At 61.0% G+C, this 16,238-nt stretch carries 14 protein-coding genes; 12 read left to right on the top strand and 2 right to left on the bottom strand.

Annotated elements, in window-relative coordinates; genetic code table 11:
* Positions 1-497 precede the first annotated feature (497 nt).
* Positions 498-713, top strand: a complete 216-nt coding sequence (locus tag KGA82_RS21770) for a molybdopterin-binding protein (RefSeq protein WP_223452499.1) — start codon at positions 498-500, stop codon at positions 711-713.
* An 8-nt stretch (positions 714-721) separates the two neighbouring features.
* Here KGA82_RS21770 and KGA82_RS21765 read toward each other — a convergent pair whose 3' ends face one another.
* Positions 722-1,591, bottom strand: coding sequence for a LysR substrate-binding domain-containing protein (locus KGA82_RS21765; protein WP_008032824.1), 870 nt, complete (start codon positions 1,589-1,591; stop codon positions 722-724).
* Positions 1,592-1,844: 253 nt separating this feature from the next.
* Between KGA82_RS21765 and KGA82_RS21760 the strand changes: the two genes are divergently transcribed.
* The 10 genes from KGA82_RS21760 to metC all read left to right on the top strand — a co-directional run bounded on the left by KGA82_RS21760 (position 1,845) and on the right by metC (position 12,602).
* The gene (locus KGA82_RS21760; protein ID WP_223452498.1) at positions 1,845-2,687 is read left to right on the top strand and encodes a transporter substrate-binding domain-containing protein; all 843 of its coding nucleotides are present in this window, start codon (positions 1,845-1,847) and stop codon (positions 2,685-2,687) included.
* 61 nt (positions 2,688-2,748) lie between these two features.
* Positions 2,749-3,600 carry a transporter substrate-binding domain-containing protein gene (locus tag KGA82_RS21755; RefSeq protein WP_223452495.1) on the top strand — a complete coding sequence of 284 codons (852 nt, stop codon included), beginning with the start codon at positions 2,749-2,751 and terminating at the stop codon, positions 3,598-3,600.
* Complete coding sequence (locus KGA82_RS21750) at positions 3,597-5,015, top strand: FAD-binding oxidoreductase (protein WP_223452492.1); 1,419 nt, start codon at positions 3,597-3,599, stop codon at positions 5,013-5,015. The genes KGA82_RS21755 and KGA82_RS21750 overlap by 4 nt, the downstream gene beginning before the upstream one ends.
* Positions 5,012-6,223, top strand: coding sequence for an aminotransferase class I/II-fold pyridoxal phosphate-dependent enzyme (locus KGA82_RS21745; RefSeq protein WP_223452484.1), 1,212 nt, complete (start codon positions 5,012-5,014; stop codon positions 6,221-6,223). The genes KGA82_RS21750 and KGA82_RS21745 overlap by 4 nt, the downstream gene beginning before the upstream one ends.
* A complete protein-coding gene (locus KGA82_RS21740; RefSeq protein ID WP_223452481.1) occupies positions 6,220-6,954 on the top strand; it encodes an amino acid ABC transporter permease in 735 nt (244 codons plus the stop codon). Before KGA82_RS21745 ends, KGA82_RS21740 begins: the two co-directional genes overlap by 4 nt.
* The gene (locus KGA82_RS21735; RefSeq protein ID WP_223452478.1) at positions 6,944-7,732 is read left to right on the top strand and encodes an amino acid ABC transporter permease; all 789 of its coding nucleotides are present in this window, start codon (positions 6,944-6,946) and stop codon (positions 7,730-7,732) included. Before KGA82_RS21740 ends, KGA82_RS21735 begins: the two co-directional genes overlap by 11 nt.
* Positions 7,719-8,555, top strand: a complete 837-nt coding sequence (locus KGA82_RS21730) for an amino acid ABC transporter ATP-binding protein (protein WP_223452476.1) — start codon at positions 7,719-7,721, stop codon at positions 8,553-8,555. Before KGA82_RS21735 ends, KGA82_RS21730 begins: the two co-directional genes overlap by 14 nt.
* 17 nt (positions 8,556-8,572) lie before the next feature.
* Positions 8,573-9,169 carry a hypothetical protein gene (locus tag KGA82_RS21725; RefSeq protein WP_008032837.1) on the top strand — a complete coding sequence of 199 codons (597 nt, stop codon included), beginning with the start codon at positions 8,573-8,575 and terminating at the stop codon, positions 9,167-9,169.
* Positions 9,166-9,822 (top strand): glutathione binding-like protein, encoded by a 657-nt coding sequence (locus KGA82_RS21720; protein WP_223452475.1) that lies wholly within the window; start codon positions 9,166-9,168, stop codon positions 9,820-9,822. Before KGA82_RS21725 ends, KGA82_RS21720 begins: the two co-directional genes overlap by 4 nt.
* 23 nt (positions 9,823-9,845) lie before the next feature.
* On the top strand, positions 9,846-12,602 hold the full coding sequence (gene metC, locus KGA82_RS21715; RefSeq protein ID WP_223452474.1) for a cystathionine beta-lyase: 2,757 nt from the start codon (positions 9,846-9,848) through the stop codon (positions 12,600-12,602).
* On the opposite strand, the gene rtcR is transcribed toward metC, so the two are convergent.
* Positions 12,594-14,192 (bottom strand): RNA repair transcriptional activator RtcR, encoded by a 1,599-nt coding sequence (gene rtcR / locus KGA82_RS21710; protein ID WP_192226521.1) that lies wholly within the window; start codon positions 14,190-14,192, stop codon positions 12,594-12,596. The two genes, metC and rtcR, sit on opposite strands and share 9 nt — an antisense overlap.
* Before the next feature lie 203 nt (positions 14,193-14,395).
* On the opposite strand from rtcR, the gene KGA82_RS21705 reads away from it, so the two are divergent.
* The gene (locus KGA82_RS21705) at positions 14,396-15,946 is read left to right on the top strand and encodes an RNA-binding protein (protein ID WP_223452473.1); all 1,551 of its coding nucleotides are present in this window, start codon (positions 14,396-14,398) and stop codon (positions 15,944-15,946) included.
* The last annotated feature ends 292 nt before the right edge of the window (positions 15,947-16,238 follow it).

Raw genomic sequence — 16,238 nt, 5'->3', positions numbered from 1 at the left:
GCCCCGAATCCCCCCGCGATTTTGTAGGAGCCCCCCCCAATCCCGAATCCCCCCGCGATTTTGTAGGAGCCAGGCTTGCCGGCGAAGGCGTCCGCCAGATCGCCATCGCCAGCAAGCCGGGCTCCTACAGGTGTGGCGAGAACCCCCAATCCCGAACACACCCCCGATCCGTAGGAGCCGGCTTGCTGGCGATAGCGCCCGCAAGACCGCCATCGCCGGCAAGCCGGGCTCCTACAGGTTTGGCGTGAACCTCAATCCCGAATCCCCCCGCGATTTTGTAGGAGCCGGCTTGCCGGCGATGGCGTCCGTGAGATCACCATCGCCAGCAAGCCGGCTCCTACAGATTTGGTGTGGCATGCAAATTCGGGCGAGGCCTCATATTTCTAAAAGATATAAATAGATAATTATATATTCCTTTTAATGTCGTTCCGGGAGGTGCACTTTGGGCGCCTGCACATCCGTTCGGATGCGTTCGACATCACACAGGAAGCCGCATCATGACCATCAAAGCGATCAACGTTCGCAACCAGTTCAATGGTGTCATCAAGGAAATCGTCGAAGGCGAAGTTGTCTCGGAAATCGATGTGCAAACCGCATCCGGGATCGTCACCTCGGTGATCACCACTCGCTCGGTGCGCGACCTCGAATTGAGGGTGGGCAGCGAAGTCATCGCCTTTGTCAAATCCACCGAGGTCTCGATTGCCAAGCTCTGAATCGACGTTCAAGAAAACGACAGGCCCTGGCTCGCGCGGATCAGGTCATAGGCCTTGCGCGCGATCAGGTTGGCGGTGTTAGGCCGGATCCACAGGTAGTAAGTGACGTCCGGCAGTCGCGGCAATCCATCATTTTCACCCAGCACACGCATGTCCGGGCCGAGCATTTCCATGCTTCGGGGGGTGACCCCCAGTCCTGCGCGCGTCGCCGCTTTAATGCCGATCAGGTTCGACGCCAGGTACGCCTGACGCCAGGGAATGTTCGCGCGTTCCAGCGCTTCCAGTGCATAGCGCCGATAGATGCTTGGCTCATCCACGAGAATCAGCGGCAAGGGTTCGCCGGGGTTGTGCAGGTATTGCGCCGAGCAAATCCACCACACCGGCGAGGTGCGCAAGGCAAAGCCTTCGAGGTTCGGGTCTTCGCGTGTGGAAATCACCATGTCGACCTTGCCCCGGTGCAGGTCTTCCATCAGGAACGGGCTGCGACCGACGTCGATTTCCAGGCGCAAGCGCGGTGCCGAGCGAGCGATGTGGCTGAGGATCGGCGGCAGGATCGTGTCAGCGATGTCATGGGGCGAGCCGATGCGCAACACGCCGCTCAAGCTGCTTTCACGCAGGGAACTCAAGGCTTCGTCGTTGAGCGAGAGCATTTGCCGTGCGTGGCGCAGCAACTGCAGCCCGGCTTCCGTCAGTTGTTTTTGCCGCCCACGTTTCTCGAACAGATTCACCCCGACCTGTTGCTCCAGGCGTTGCATGTGTTGGGTGACTGACGATTGCGTGCGGTCCAGTTGCGCGCCGGCCTCGGCAAAACTGTGGTGATCCACCACCGCGATGAAAGTGCGCAGCAATTCGAGATCAAGCGTGGGCAGGGTCGACATGGGCGTTTCCAGGGCTGTTTTTACATCACGAGTTTAAACATAAGCATTAAGACTCGTTATGTGTTTTTTCTGGGTTATTCAGTGCGAAAGGGGTTTTAAGCAACAAATACAGGGGTTGTAGCCATTCTGTCTTTCAGCGCTAAACGCCAAGTTATAACGATATTAGATATTTGAATTTCCGTTACACCAACGCTGTACCTAGGATCCCCCACATCAGGTCGGGGGACGCCGATCATCCATGAGGGGGAAAACCATGTTGTTCGAGCGCACACCTGTAAAACGAATATTGCCTGTGATGTTGGGCGCCCTGGTCTCACTGGCCGCCAGCACGGCTGCCCAGGCTGACGCGACGCTGGACAAGATCGAGCAGCGTCATGCGCTGGCGGTCGGCGTGCTGTTGTCGGGCGGCCCGTTTGGCGGGATTGATCCGGTCACCCAGAAGCCGCGCGGCTTGAACGTCGAACTCGCTCAGGAACTGGGTCGCCAGTTGGGCGCTGAAGTGGAGCTGGTCCCAGTCTTGCCGGCCAACCGCGTGCAGTTTCTGCAGCAGGGCAAAGTCGATTTGCTGATCGCCAACATGGAATGGACGGCGGAACGCGGCGAGATTCTCGGTTTTGTGCCGACGCCGTTTTACCGGGTCGGCGGCACCGCGGCGGTGCTCAAGGACAGCAAGATCAGCCGTTGGGAAGACCTCAAGGGGCAGCCGGTCTGCACCTCGCAAGGCAGCAGCTACGTCAAGCCGCTCACCGAGTTGGGCGTCGAGATCAAAGCCTTCAAGAGCTCGTCGGAATCCTTGCTGGCGTTGCGTGGCAACAACTGCGTCGCCGCCGTGCACGACGCCACGCTGGTCAATCCGTTGATCGCCGACAGTGCTGAATGGAAAGACTACCGAGCGATCTCCCCGGAACTGAACCCGGCGCCTTCGGTGATCTGGACCCGTCGCGGCGAAAGCGACACCCAGGCCAGGCTCGACCCGATCGTCAAGGAACTGCACCGCAGCGGCTGGCTGATCGAAGCGCAGACCCGCAACCGCATCACGCCCGCGTCACCGGCGCTGGTCGAGTTGCAAAAGAAGTTTCAGGCCAACGGCGCCTGATTCAACTCATCGTCTTCACTACGCCGGCGCATTGCGCGACGGCTGTTCAAGGTAGTCGCGCATGAATCGCTATTTTTCCGTAAAAAACCTGTCCTCGCTGTGCCTGGCCGGCGCTGTCGTGTTGGGCGCGAACCTGGCTCAAGCCGATGCCACGCTGGACAAGATCGAGCAGCGCCACGCCATCAGTGTCGGGGTGATTCTCAGTGGGCCGCCGTTCGGCACCATCGACCCGAAGACCGGCGAGCACCTGGGCTACAACGTCGAACTGGCCAAGGGCGTTGCCAAGGCCTTGGGCGTCGAAGCCAACACTGTCTCGGTCCTGGCGCCGAATCGCGTGCAGTTTTTGCAGCAGGGCAAGGTCGACATCCTGATCGCCAACATGCAGTTCACCGACGAGCGCGCCGAGATCCTCGATTATGTGCCCACGCCTTATGAAGAGGTGGGCGGCGCGGCGTTGATTCGCAAAGGCTCGGGCATTACCCAATGGGCCGACCTCAAGGGCAAGCCGGTGTGCGTGTCCCAGGGCAGCAACTTCATCAAGCCGTTGCAGGAAACCTACGGCGCCGAGATCAAGGCGTTCCGCAGCCAGTCCGAGTCGTTGTTGTCGCTGCGCGGCAATGGCTGCGTGGCGGCGGTGCATGTCAGCCCGACCATGCATGCGTTGTTGAGCGATGCCGAGTGGGCCGGTTATGAAATCCCGCTGCCGGGTGATTTGATCCCCTCCAACTCGGTGATCTGGTTGCGCAAGGGCGAGCACGATACCCAGGCGAAACTGGATGCCATCGTGCGCGACTGGCACCGCAGTGGCTGGCTGATCGAACTGGGCGAACGCACCGGCATGGCGCCATCTCAGGCCCTGCGCGACTTGCACGAAAAATATCGCAATGCCGCGCCGCTGGCGGTGCTTCCGTGAGTCTGTTCGCAGACTTGCAGCAACTGCTCGGCGCCAGCCATGTGCAGAGCAGCGAAGAGGCCGCGCCGTACCTGACCGATAAACAGGGCCGTTACGTCGGCCAGGTCATTGCCGCGGTGCACCCGGCCAATACCGAAGAGGTCGCGGCAGTGGTCCGTGCCTGCGTGGCCGCCGATACGCCCGTGGTGGTGCAGGGCGGCAACACCGGGTTGATGGGCGGCGCCACCCCGGACGCCAGCGGCCGTGCGGTGTTGCTGTTGCTGGATCGCCTGAACCGGGTGCGCGCCGTAGACACCGACAACGACACGCTGACCGTCGAAGCCGGCTGCATTCTGCAAAACGTGCAGGACGTCGCCCGTGAGGCCGGTCGCTTGTTTCCTCTGAGTCTGGGCGCCGAAGGCAGTTGCACGATTGGCGGCAATCTCGGCACCAACGCCGGCGGCACCGCCGTGTTGCGCTACGGCAATACCCGCGAGCTGACGCTGGGGCTGGAAGTGGTGACCGCCGAGGGTGAAATCTGGAATGGCCTGCGCGGTCTGCGCAAGGACAACACCGGTTATGACCTGCGCGACCTGTACATCGGCAGCGAAGGCACCCTCGGCATTATCACCGCCGCCACGCTGAAACTGTTCCCGCTGCCCAAGGCGCAAGCCACGGCGTTGCTGGCCTTCGACTCGCTGGCGCAAGCGGTGCAATTCCTGTCCCATGCCCGCGCCGGGTTTGGCGCCAGCCTCACCGCTTTCGAACTGCTCAGTGCCGATTGCCTGGCGCTGCTGCGCGAGCAATTTCCCGAGGGGCCGCAACCTTTTATCGGTGTCAGCCAACCCTGGTTCGCGTTGCTGGAACTCTCGGATAACCACAGCGAAACTCACGCCCGCGAAGCCTTTGAAGTGGTGCTCGGCGATGCGTTCGAAAAAGACCTGCTGGCCAATGCGCTGATCGCCGAAAGCCTCGCACAAAGTGAAGCGCTGTGGCTGTTGCGCGAAAACATGAGCGAGGCGCAGAAACGTGCCGGCCGCAACATGAAGCACGACATCTCGGTGCCGATTTCCCAGGTCGTGGCGTTCGTCAGCCACACCGATGCGCTGTTGCAGGCGCACTTTCCCGGTGTCCGGCATTTCACCTTCGGCCATCTGGGCGACGGCAACCTGCATTACAACGTTGCTCATCCGCTGGATTCGACGGTGGATGCCCACATGGCGAACTACGCGGCGCTCAGCCTGCTGGTTCACGACAGCGCCCATGCCCACGGCGGCTCGATCAGCGCCGAGCACGGCATCGGCCAACGCAAGCTGGGCCTGCTGGATCGCTACAAAAGCCCGGTGGAGCTGGATCTGATGCGGCGCATCAAGCAAGCGCTGGACCCGAAAAACCTGCTCAATCCGGGCAAGGTCGTGGAGGTTGCCCAGCCATGACACTAAGACTTTCCAGGCGTGTGCAGCGTGTGTCCTTGTCGGCCAACGCCGCCGCCAAATCCCGTGCTACCGAGTTGCGCGAAGCCGGTCGTGACATTCTCGACCTGACCACCGGCGAGCCGGATTTCGATACCCCCGAACACATCAAGCAGGCGGCGTATGCCGCCATCGCCGCCGGTGCCACCAAGTACACGCCGACGCCGGGCGTGAAGGCTTTGCGACTTGCCGTGCAACGCAAGCTCCAGCGCGAAAACGCATTGGAGTATTCGCTGCCCTCCATCGTGATTGCCAACGGTGCCAAGCAAATCATCTTCAACGCCTTTGCCGCGACCCTCGACGAAGGCGATGAAGTGTTGGTGCCCACGCCGTACTGGCCGTCGTTTCCGGACAGCGTGCGTTTCAACGGTGGCGAGCCGGTGTTTATCGAATGCGGTCTGGAGCAGGGCTGCAAGCTGACAGCCGCGCAACTGGAGCGCCACATCGGCGAGCGCACGCGCTGGTTGATCCTCAACGGCCCCGGCAATCCCAGCGGCGCGGTTTACAGCGCAGCCGAGTTGCAAGCGCTCGCCGAGGTGCTGCGCCGTCATCCGCAGGTCTTGATCCTGCTGGATGAACTCTATGAGCACATCCGTTTCGACGGTCAGCCGCCGCAGAGCCTGCTCAATGTCGCGCCGGATCTGCAAGCGCGCTGCCTGTTGGTCGGCGGTGTGTCCAAGACCTACGCGATGACGGGGTGGCGCATCGGTTTCGGTGCCGGGCCACAACTGCTGACGGGCGCCATGGCGGTCGTGCAGTCGCAATCGACCTCCGGGGCTTCCTCGGTGGGGCAAGCGGCTGCATTGGCGGCCTTTGACGGAGGGCTGGATTTCCTGCCCGAGCACGTTGCGGCTTATCAGCTGAGAAGGGATGTGTTGGTGAGCACGTTGCGCGACGTAGACGGTCTCGAAGTGCTTGAGCCTCAGGGCGGTTTCTTCGTGTTCGTACGCTGCGCCGGGTTACTGGGGCGTTATCGCCCCGATGGTATCCGCCTGAACAGCGACGCCGACGTAGTCGCGTATTTGCTGGAGCGGGGCGTGGCTGGTGTGGCGGGCAGTGCCTATGGCCTGTCGCCGTGGTTCCGCCTGTCCATCGCCACCGCGACCGACAGCGTGGCTGAAGCCGGACGCCGCATTGCCCGGGCCTGCGCGCAACTGCGGGGTACGGCATGAGTCACTGGCTGGAGCATTTCGTCCACTGGACCGCCGGGTTCGGCCTGAACTACAGCTTTCTGCTGGACGCCTATCAACGCGGCACCCTGGTGCAGGGCGCGCTGACCACGGTGTTGTTGTGCCTGTTCACCATCGTCGGCAGTCTGCTCGCCGGCGTGGGATTGGCGGCGATGCTGACGTCGGGCAAGCCGTGGCTGGCGAAACCGGCGCGGGTGTTCGTCGAAGTCACCCGCAACACACCGACGCTGGTGCAGCTGTATTGCGCCTTCCTGGTGCTGAACATGTTGCTGACCCAGGCCGTCGGCGCGGCGAACCCGCTGACGCCGTTCGCCTGGGTGGTAATCGTGATTTCGCTGCACAAGGGCGCGTTCCATGCCGAAGCCTTGCGTGCCGGCATCGAGGCGGTGCCGAGCGTGACGCTGGAAGCGGCCGGTTCCCTGGCGTTCAACGCTCGGCAGTTGTTGTGGAACGTGCAACTGCCGCTGGCCTTGCGCTTCGCCTTGCCATCGCTGATCAACAACCTGATCGACCTGGTGAAAATGACCGCCGTCGCCTCGGCGATTGCCGTGGGCGATATCACCTACGCGTCGATCATGATCTGGACCCAGAGCGATAACGTGCTGGAACTGATGATCCTGATTCTGAGCTTTTTCGGTCTGCTGAGTTTTATCGTCAATTGTGTGGGGCGCTACCTGGAAGCGCGCCTGAGGATGCCCGGCTATGGCCATTGAATCGTCCGTCACCGCGCCGGTGACCTGGCCGCGGCGGCACGTCGGCAAATTGTTGCTGCTGATCTGCGTTGTGCTCGGGTTGCTGTGGTTGGCCCCGCAAAGCCCGGTGCTCAAGGCGCTGCTGCAATGGTCACCAGCCCTGGCCGTGGGCTTCGGGCAAAACATTCTGATCAGTCTGGTCGCCATTGCTCTGGGTTCGGTGCTGGGGTTGCTGGTGGGCGCACTGGCGTTGTCGCCGCTGCGTCTGCTGCGTTTCCCGGCACGGATCTGGGTGCAGATTTTCCGCAATGCGCCGTGGCTGGTGCTGATCTATTTCACCACCTATGTGTTCCCGTTCGAGATCAAGATCGGCAGCGTCTACGTCTCGTTCCCCGACTGGGTCAAGGTGACCATCGGCCTGGCCTTGCCGGCAAGTGCCAACGTCGCGGAAATCTTCCGTGGCGCCATTGCTTCGATTCCGAGCACGCAGTGGGAAGCGGCCCGTTCGCTGGCGTTCACACGTGGGCAGATTTTCCGCTCGATCATCCTGCCGCAGTGCTTCAAACGCATGTTGCCGCCGTGGATGAACCTGTATGCGGTGATCACCATGGGCACGGCGCTGGCCTCGCTGGTGGGTGTGCATGACGTGATCGACACCGCGCAGATCGCCAGCAACACCGTAAACATGACCGGCTTCACCGTGGTGATTTACCTGAGCCTGCTGGTGCTGTTCTTCGCTTATTGCTACCCGATTTCCCGTCTCACCCAACGCCTGGAGCGACGTTATGCCTTCTACTGAAACCGTCGCCGAGCCTCTGGTCAGCCTGCGCGATTTGCACCTGTCGTTCGCCAATAATCCGGTACTCAAAGGCATCGACCTCGACGTTCATCGTGGGCAGGCGGTGTCGATTATCGGCCCGTCCGGTTCCGGCAAATCGACCATCCTGCGCTGCATCACCGGGTTGTTGCAGCCGCAACGCGGGACCATCCGCGTCGGCACCACCGAGGTACACACGCTGGCGCAGGAAGCCCAGCGCATCGAGTTGCGCAAGCGCGTGGGGTTTGTCTTTCAGCAGTACAACCTGTTCCCGCATTTGTCGGTGCTGGAAAACCTGGTGATTGCGCCGCGCAAGGTGTTGGGGCGCAGCCGCATCGAGGCCGAAAAAGAAGCGCGTGCCTTGCTGGCGAAAGTGCGCATGGAGCACAAGGCCGATGCCTATCCAGGGCAACTGTCCGGCGGCCAGCAGCAGCGGGTAGCGATTGCCCGGGCGCTGGCGATGCGCCCGGAATTGATCCTGTTCGATGAAGTGACCTCGGCCCTTGACCCGGAAACCGTCGGCGAAGTGCTGACGGTGATTCGCGAGCTGACCGAAGAGGGCATGACGTGCGTGCTGGTCACCCACGAGATGCGCTTCGCCGAAGAGATCAGCGACATCGTCTACTTCACCGAAAACGGCGTGATCGTCGAGCACGGCAGCGCCGCACAGATTTTCCAGCACCCGAGCAGCGAGCGCACCCAGGAATTCCTGCGCCATGCCTTGGGTGATCCGGGACGCCGTCCCGCCGTTGCCAACGATCCGTATCTGCTGACCAACCTGGGTCGCTACAGCCTGTCCGTCTAATACCGAGGAGCCTGTCCATGAGTACCGAAAACCGTGCCGCCGTCATCGAGGATTTCCTGAAGAAAATCCGCGTCATCAACCAACGCGGCGTCGACCGCGCCGCGCTGGTGGAGATCGTCTCCCTGCTGGAAGCCCTGGCCGAGCGCCGCGATCTGTTCAATTTCGACGCGTTTCCCGCGCCAGTGCCGGGGCAGGGCAGCACCGCGTTTCGCTACCGTCTGAATGACGACGGCGACACGCCGACGCTGTACCTGAACTCGTTGTTGCCGGGCAAAAGCACGCTCCCGCACAACCACGAAACCTGGGCGATCATCAGCGCCGTCGAAGGCCAGGAGATCAACTACGTCTATGGTCGTGATGACGAAGGTCGCGAGCCGGGTTTCACCACTTTGCATCTGCAAAAGGAAGTGATCGTGCAACCCGGCACGTCGATTTCGTTTCTCGGTGAAGACCTGCACGGCATTCGCGTTGAAGGCGAGAGTGCGACCTTGCATTTCCATCTCTACGGCTTGCCGCTGGAATCCCTCAACGGCCGTTATGGCGTCGAAGCGGACGGGCGCATTCTCAATTACAACGCCTCGCAAATGGCGCCGTCGATCAAGGCCTACGCATGATCGATTTGTACTACTGGCCGACCGGCAACGGTTTGAAGATCGGCATCCTGCTTGAAGAACTCGGGCTGGATTACCGGGTGGTGCCGATCAACATCCGCGAGGGCGAGCAGAAGCAGGCGGCGTTCCAGCGGATCAGCGCCAATGGGCGGATTCCGGCGATTGTCGACCATGCACCCGAGGGTTTGAGCGAACAGCTGAACCTGTTCGAATCCGGCGCCATTCTCAATTACCTGGCCGGCAAGGCTGGGCGTTTTCTGCCCGCAGCCGGCAGTGTCGAGCGGCAGAAAGTCCAGGAGTGGCTGTTCTGGCAGGTGGGGCATATCACGCCGTACCTGAGTCAGTTGCAGGTGTTCAAGGAGAAGGCGCCGCAGCCGATTCCGTTCGCCCTCGACCTGCTCAATGCCGAAGCGACGCGGTTGTATCGGGTGCTGGAAACGCGCCTGGCTGACGTGCCGTATGTGGCGGGCGAGTACTCCATTGCCGACATGGCGATTTTCCCGTGGATCCAGCCGCAACGTCAGGGCCAGGACCTGGCGGACTTCCCGCACATCCACGCCTGGCGCGAACGGCTCAAGGCACGGCCGGCGATTCAGCGTGCGTATGCGAAGGGCCGCGACGTGGCGGCCAATGAGCGCTCTCTGGCGCTTCAATAATTTCTTTTTCAAGCGGGACTTCCATGAGCCAGACCGTAACCCCAGGGCAATTGCAACAGTGGCTGTTCGACGGGCAGGAAATCGCCCTGTTTGATGTGCGCGAACACGGCCAGTATGGCGAGGCCCATCTGTTTTTCGGGGTCAATCTGCCCTACAGCCGACTGGAGCTGGAGGCTCGGCGGCTGGCGCCGAACCCTCAGGTGCGGCTGGTGATCTATGACCAGAATGGCGGCGATGTCGTTACGCGTTCTGCCCAGCGTCTTCAGGCGTTGGGGTATGAGCGCGTGCACGTTCTCGAGGGTGGTACCGATGGCTGGCAGGCTGCCGGTTATCAGCTGTTTGCCGGCGTGCATGTGCCGTCCAAGGCGTTCGGCGAATTGGTGGAAGAGGCCAGCCACACGCCGCATGTCACCGCGCAGCAGTTGGCCGAATGGCAAACCCGTGGCGAGCCTTTGGTGGTACTGGACGGCCGGCCGTTCGATGAATACCGCAAGATGACCATTCCCGGTTCCGTGTGCTGCCCGAACGGTGAGCTGGGTTATCGCATCCATGATCTGGTGCCGGATGACACCACGCCAATCGTGGTCAATTGCGCCGGCCGGACCCGCAGCATTATCGGCGCGCAAACGCTGATCAACCTGGGCTTGAAGAATCCGGTCTACGCGTTGGAGAACGGTACTCAGGGCTGGTACCTCGAAGATTTTCAGCTGGAGCACGGCAGCAGCCGTCGTTATGCCGATGCGGTATCCGTTGCGCCATTGGCGGCGCAACGCCTGGCCGCTGCCGGGCTGGCGGAACGGGCCGGGGTGAAAACGGTTACGGCAGCACAGGTCGAGCAGTGGGCCGAAGAGGCGGGGCGCAGTCTGTTTCTGTGCGACGTGCGCACTGCCGAGGAGTTTGCCGCTGGCAGTCTGACCGGTACACAACACACGCCGGGCGGGCAGTTGATTCAATCCACCGATCTGTACGTCGGTGTGCGTCAGGCGCGGTTGGTGCTGATCGACAGCGATGGCGTGCGTGCGCCGATTGTCGCGAGCTGGCTGCGCCAGTTGGGGCATGAGGCGTATGTGCTTGAAGGTGGCGTGAGCAGCGGTCTGGCGTTGCCCGAGACTGAAGTTGCCGCCCATGAGGCGTTGCCATCGATCTCGGTGCAGGCACTGTCCGACGCGTTGAAGGACGACGCCGTCGCGCTGATCGATTTGCGCCCGAGCATGACCTTTCGCAAGGGCCATATTGCCGGCTCTCGCTGGTCGATCCGTTCACTGTTGGCGACACACGTAACGGGCGAGCAGCGTCCTCTGGTTCTGCTGGCCGATGATCCGCTGCTGGCAGCGTTCGCTGTGCAGGAATTGCCGGAAACCCAGCGCGCACAACTGCGACTGCTGGAAGGCGGACTCGCTGCCTGGCGTACGGCCGGTTTCACTGTGCAGGAAAGTCCGGACACACCGGCCAATGAACAGTGCATCGATTTCCTGTTCTTCACCCATGATCGGCACTCCGGCAACAAGGATGCGGCGCGGCAGTACCTGGCCTGGGAAATCGGCTTGCTGGCGCAAATGAGTGACGATGAGATCGCCAGTCTCAAACCACTGCAACCTCACGCCACCGAGGATTCGCGGGTACGCACACGCCTGGTCCATTCGGCACGCACTGAGCAGGGCAGTGGCGGTCGTTCGGTCAACATGCCGGTCACCCGTCTGAGCACGGTACTGTTCGACAACCTCGCGCAAATGCGTGACGCCCGTGCCCGCCGTGACACCGAGCGGGTGTTGAGTTACGGCGCGCGCGGCAATCCAACCGCGTTCGCCCTCGAAGACCTGGTCACCGAACTGGAAGGCGGTTATCGCACCCGTCTGTTCGGCACCGGGCTAGCGGCGGTCGCGCAGACGTTTCTGGCGTACCTGCGCCCCGGCGATCATGTGCTGATCACCGATGCGGTGTACGCACCGGTGCGGCGTCTGGCCCGGGAATTTCTTGAGCCGTTCGGCATCCAGGTCAGCTACTTCGTCCCCGACGGCAGCGATTTGCAGGCGCAACTGCAAGCCAACACCAAAATGGTCTACACCGAAGTCCCGGGCTCCTTGCTGTACGAACTCTGCGACTTGCCGGCCATTGCCGCCCTGTGCAAACCGCGAGGCATTCTGCTGGCCGTCGACAACACCTGGGGCTCGGGTTACCTGTACCGACCGCTGACCCTCGGCGCGGACATCTCGATCATGGCGCTGACCAAGTACCTGTGCGGTCACAGCGATGTGGTCATGGGCAGCGTCTGCGTCCGCGAAGATGCCTGGCAACCGCTGGCATCCATGAGCGACATCTTTGGCGTCACCGTCAGCCCGGATGACGCTTATCTGGTATTGCGCGGCGCACGAACACTGGCACCGAGACTGGAGGTGCATGAGCGCCAGGCGCTGGAAATCGCCCATTGGCTGCAAGCGCAACCGCAGGTGAAACGGGTGTTCCATCCGGCCTTGCCCGACCACCCTGGCCACACCTTGTGGCAACGGGACTTCAAGGGCAGCAACGGCTTGCTGTCCTTTGAGCTGAACGAGGCGGACGCCGCTTATGTCGAGCGCTTTATCGATGCGTTGCAGTTGTTCGGATTGGGCGCCTCCTGGGGTGGTTTCGAAAGTCTGATCACCGTTGCCGACACCCAGGATCGCCAGAGTGCGGCGGACCGTTCATTGAATCCGGTGCTGCGCTTGCACATCGGGCTGGAGGATGTCGAGGCGTTGATTGAGGATCTGCAACGTGGTTTCGCGGCGGCTGCGTCAGCCTGACACCTGCTTCCAGTCGAGGGCAAAACGCGCCAGGTATTTGCGCAGTCGGTCAGCATCATTCGGCTGCGCCTTTGCTTGACGGGACACTCCAAATAACCGTCGCCCAGCATCAGACAGGCTGTCTGACTGACGACAGATGTCGAGCACCGCTTTGAGTTGCAGTCGATCAAACAGGTCGATATCAAGGTTTTCACCGAGCAGTTGGTCGAGCCCGTCATCCGGTTGCGCCAGGCCCCAGGCATAGCGCAGGCGATCGATTTCTTCCTGAACCTGGGTTTCATCGATTCGCCCGCTGTCGGCTAATGTCGCCATGCGGGTGATGGAGGCTGAAAGCTCTCGGAAGTTGCCCAGCCACGCGGCTTCACTTGAGCTGGCGAAGGCCAGGTAGCGGCGTCGTGCTTCGAGGTTGAAGCGCGCCATGTGACCTTGTTCGCGGGCGTGGCGTGCGAGCTCGAAATCGATGTTCGGCTCGATGTCTTCGCGGCGCCCGGCCAGACCGGGAAGGTCGAATGTCCACAGGTTGATTCGCGCATACAAGTCTTCGCGAAACAGGCCTTCGGCCACCCGGCTGCGCAAGTCGCGGTGAGTGCCGGCGATGATCAGGAAATCGCTCTCCACTTCCTTGTCCGATCCTAGAGGGAAGAAGCGTTTCTCCTCGATGGCCTTGAGCAGCATGGCTTGCTCGTCTGCGCCCAGCTCACCAATTTCATCCAGAAACAGCATGCCACCATCGGCGGCTCGCAATAGGCCGTCGCGAGCGTTTTGCGCGCCGGTGAACGCGCCTTTGATATGGCCGAAGAGGGTCGACATGGCGCCGTCACCGCGCAGTGTGGCGCAGTTCACTTCGACGAAACGGCCCTGCACCTGGTGGCGACTGTGCTTGAGTTCATAGATACGTCGGGCCAGAAAGGATTTGCCTGCGCCGGTCGGGCCGATCAGCAGCATCGGCGCTCGCGAGCGCACCGCGACGCGCTCGATTTGCTCGATGGCGCGGTTGAACGCGGCGTTTCGGGTGGCGATCCCTGATTTGAGAAAGGCCAGGCCTTCCAGGCGTTTATGGGCGAAGCGCGTGGCAATGCGGTCGTAGCGCGACAGATCGAGATCGATCAGGGCGTGGGTGCCGATGGCGCGCTCTTGCTCGTTAAGCCGGCGAGCGGGAGAGGTCTGTATCAGCCTTGCCGGCAGGTAGCGCGCTTCGGTGAGCAAAAACCAGCAAATCTGCGCCACGTGGGTCCCGGTGGTGATGTGCACCAGGTAGTCCTCGTGTTCAGTGTCGAAACGATAGGCGGTGGTGAAGTCGTGAAGTGCGCCGTACACCTCTTCGAAATCCCACGGGTTGCGCAGCGACATCGGGTGCAGGTGCACTTCGGTCTCTGGCGAGACCTGGCGAATGTCTTCGCGAACACGCTCGGCCAGGCTGACGTCTCGGGCATCGGTGCCATGGATCAGCTCGAGCCGATGAATCACCACATCTTGTTGCTGGCACAGCCCCACGCTCGGTCGCCAGTGACTCCAGCGATTGGCGCCCTTGCCAACGCGGTCGAGTGTAGATCCGATAAATCCGATGGCGACCGTGCGCTTCTTTGACATGCGTATACCAAAAGATAAATAGCGATAACTGAAGATAGTTAATAGACGGCAGATTTTTCTAAAACTTGAGATGTGTTTTTCACAAAACTTAAAAAATACTTAAAAATCAATAAGATAAAAATAAAGTTCGTCGTAGGAACAAAACTGGCACGTCGACTGCAATACCTCTGGCAACGAACAAGACAACAGAGCGAGACGCCACGATGGCCAACTTCAAGCTGTTCAACACCAAACAGGCAACAGTGCCAGCTTGCGACATGCTGAACGCGGCTCAAGCTCCGGCTTATGCCTACACAGCCAAACACAAACTTGCCCAACTGGCCGCGACCGGTTGCCTGAACCAGACCTTTTACGCTTCGGCCGAAAGCCAGCTGGAGAATGTGTTGCAACTGGTGACCGAACTGGACAGCCGATATGTGGCTAAGGCCGCGCTTTACGCTCGCAAAAAAGGCCATATGAAAGACATGCCGGCCTTGATGCTGGCAGCCCTGACGGCACAGCGTTCAATGCTGGTGCCGGAGCTGTTTGAGCAAGTGGTAGACAGTGGAAAGATGCTGCGTAATTTCGTGCAGATCCTGCGCAGCGGCGTGACAGGGCGAAAGTCGCTCGGGTCGCAGCCAAAGCGTCTGGTGCAAAACTGGTTGAACAACGCCAGTGAATATCAGCTGTTGCAGGCGTCGATTGGTAACCAGCCATCGTTGGCAGACGTGGTGAAGATGGTTCACCCAAAACCCCATGAGGCATGGCGTGCAGCCTTCTTTGCCTGGCTGATCGGTAAGCCGGTGGATGTGCAGACGCTGCCAGCACTGACACGCTCGTTGCTGGCGTTTCGCAGCGGGGCGAGCGATGAGGTGCCGCAGGTACCCTTTCAGTTGCTCGGCAATGAAACGTTGAGCAAAGAACAATGGGCGTCTCAAGCACGGAACATGGGGTGGCAGGGGCTGCGCATGAACCTGAATACATTGGCACGCCACGGTGCGTTTCAGGTGCCGGGATTCGCCAAATATGCAGCGGTACGCCTGGCTGATGCCGAAGCGGTAGCCAAGGCGCGGGTTTATCCATACCAGTTGCTTGCGGCCTATCGCATGACTGGCAATGACGTTCCGCACGTGGTGCGTGAAGCATTGCAGGAAGCGCTGGAACTGTCGTTGGCCAACGTTCCGACGTTGCAAGGTTCGGTGATCGTTTGCCCGGATGTCTCGGGTTCGATGCACAGTCCCGTGACCGGTTATCGTCAAGGCGCGACCACGGCAGTACGCTGCATTGATGTGGCTGCGCTGGTGGCTGCGGCGGTATTACGCAAACAGCCGGCAGCTCAGGTGATGCCGTTTGAAACGCAGGTGGTGGATATTCAGCTCAACCCTCGCGACAGCGTGATGAGCAATGCCGCAAAACTGGCTGCAATAGGTGGTGGCGGGACGAACTGCTCGGCGCCGCTGGCAAAACTGGCGAACGCCAAAGCCAGGGTCGATACGCTGATTCTTGTCTCGGATAACGAGTCCTGGATCGATGCGCGTCACCACGGCGGCACTGAGACGATGCGGCAATGGGAGCGGATCAAGCAGATCAACCCGCAGGCACGGTTGGTGTGCATCGATATGCAACCCGGCGCCACAACGCAGGCGGCGGACCGCGAGGACATATTGAATGTCGGTGGTTTTAGCGACGCGGTGTTCGATGTGATCGAACAGTTCACCCGTGGCAACTATGGCGCGCAACACTGGGTGAAAGCGATCGAAGCCATGGAGCTTTGATCGTCCACACGCAGAATTGAGTTTTTTACAGGCGCTGAATGCCGATGGGACTACATCAAACGACGTCTCATCAAACCCTTGTCAGCGTGTGTGAAAGGCACGAATGCCGATTGGCTGTACATCCAGGACCGGTTAACCCCGGTGCGCGGTAACGCGCAACAGTCACTCATTTTTTGTCGTGCCACCTTTTAAGATTTGCCCGGCGAATGCCGGTGGAACTACAGGACAACGTGGTCGCGGGTTCGAGTCCCGCCAGCCGAAAGGCTGTAGCTCAGCGGTAGAGCGCGATGCA

It is taken from the genome of Pseudomonas sp. BF-RE-22 (genome assembly GCF_019956155.1).
Lineage (GTDB): Bacteria > Pseudomonadota > Gammaproteobacteria > Pseudomonadales > Pseudomonadaceae > Aquipseudomonas > Aquipseudomonas migulae.
This window is presented reverse-complemented; position numbering and strand designations above follow the sequence as displayed.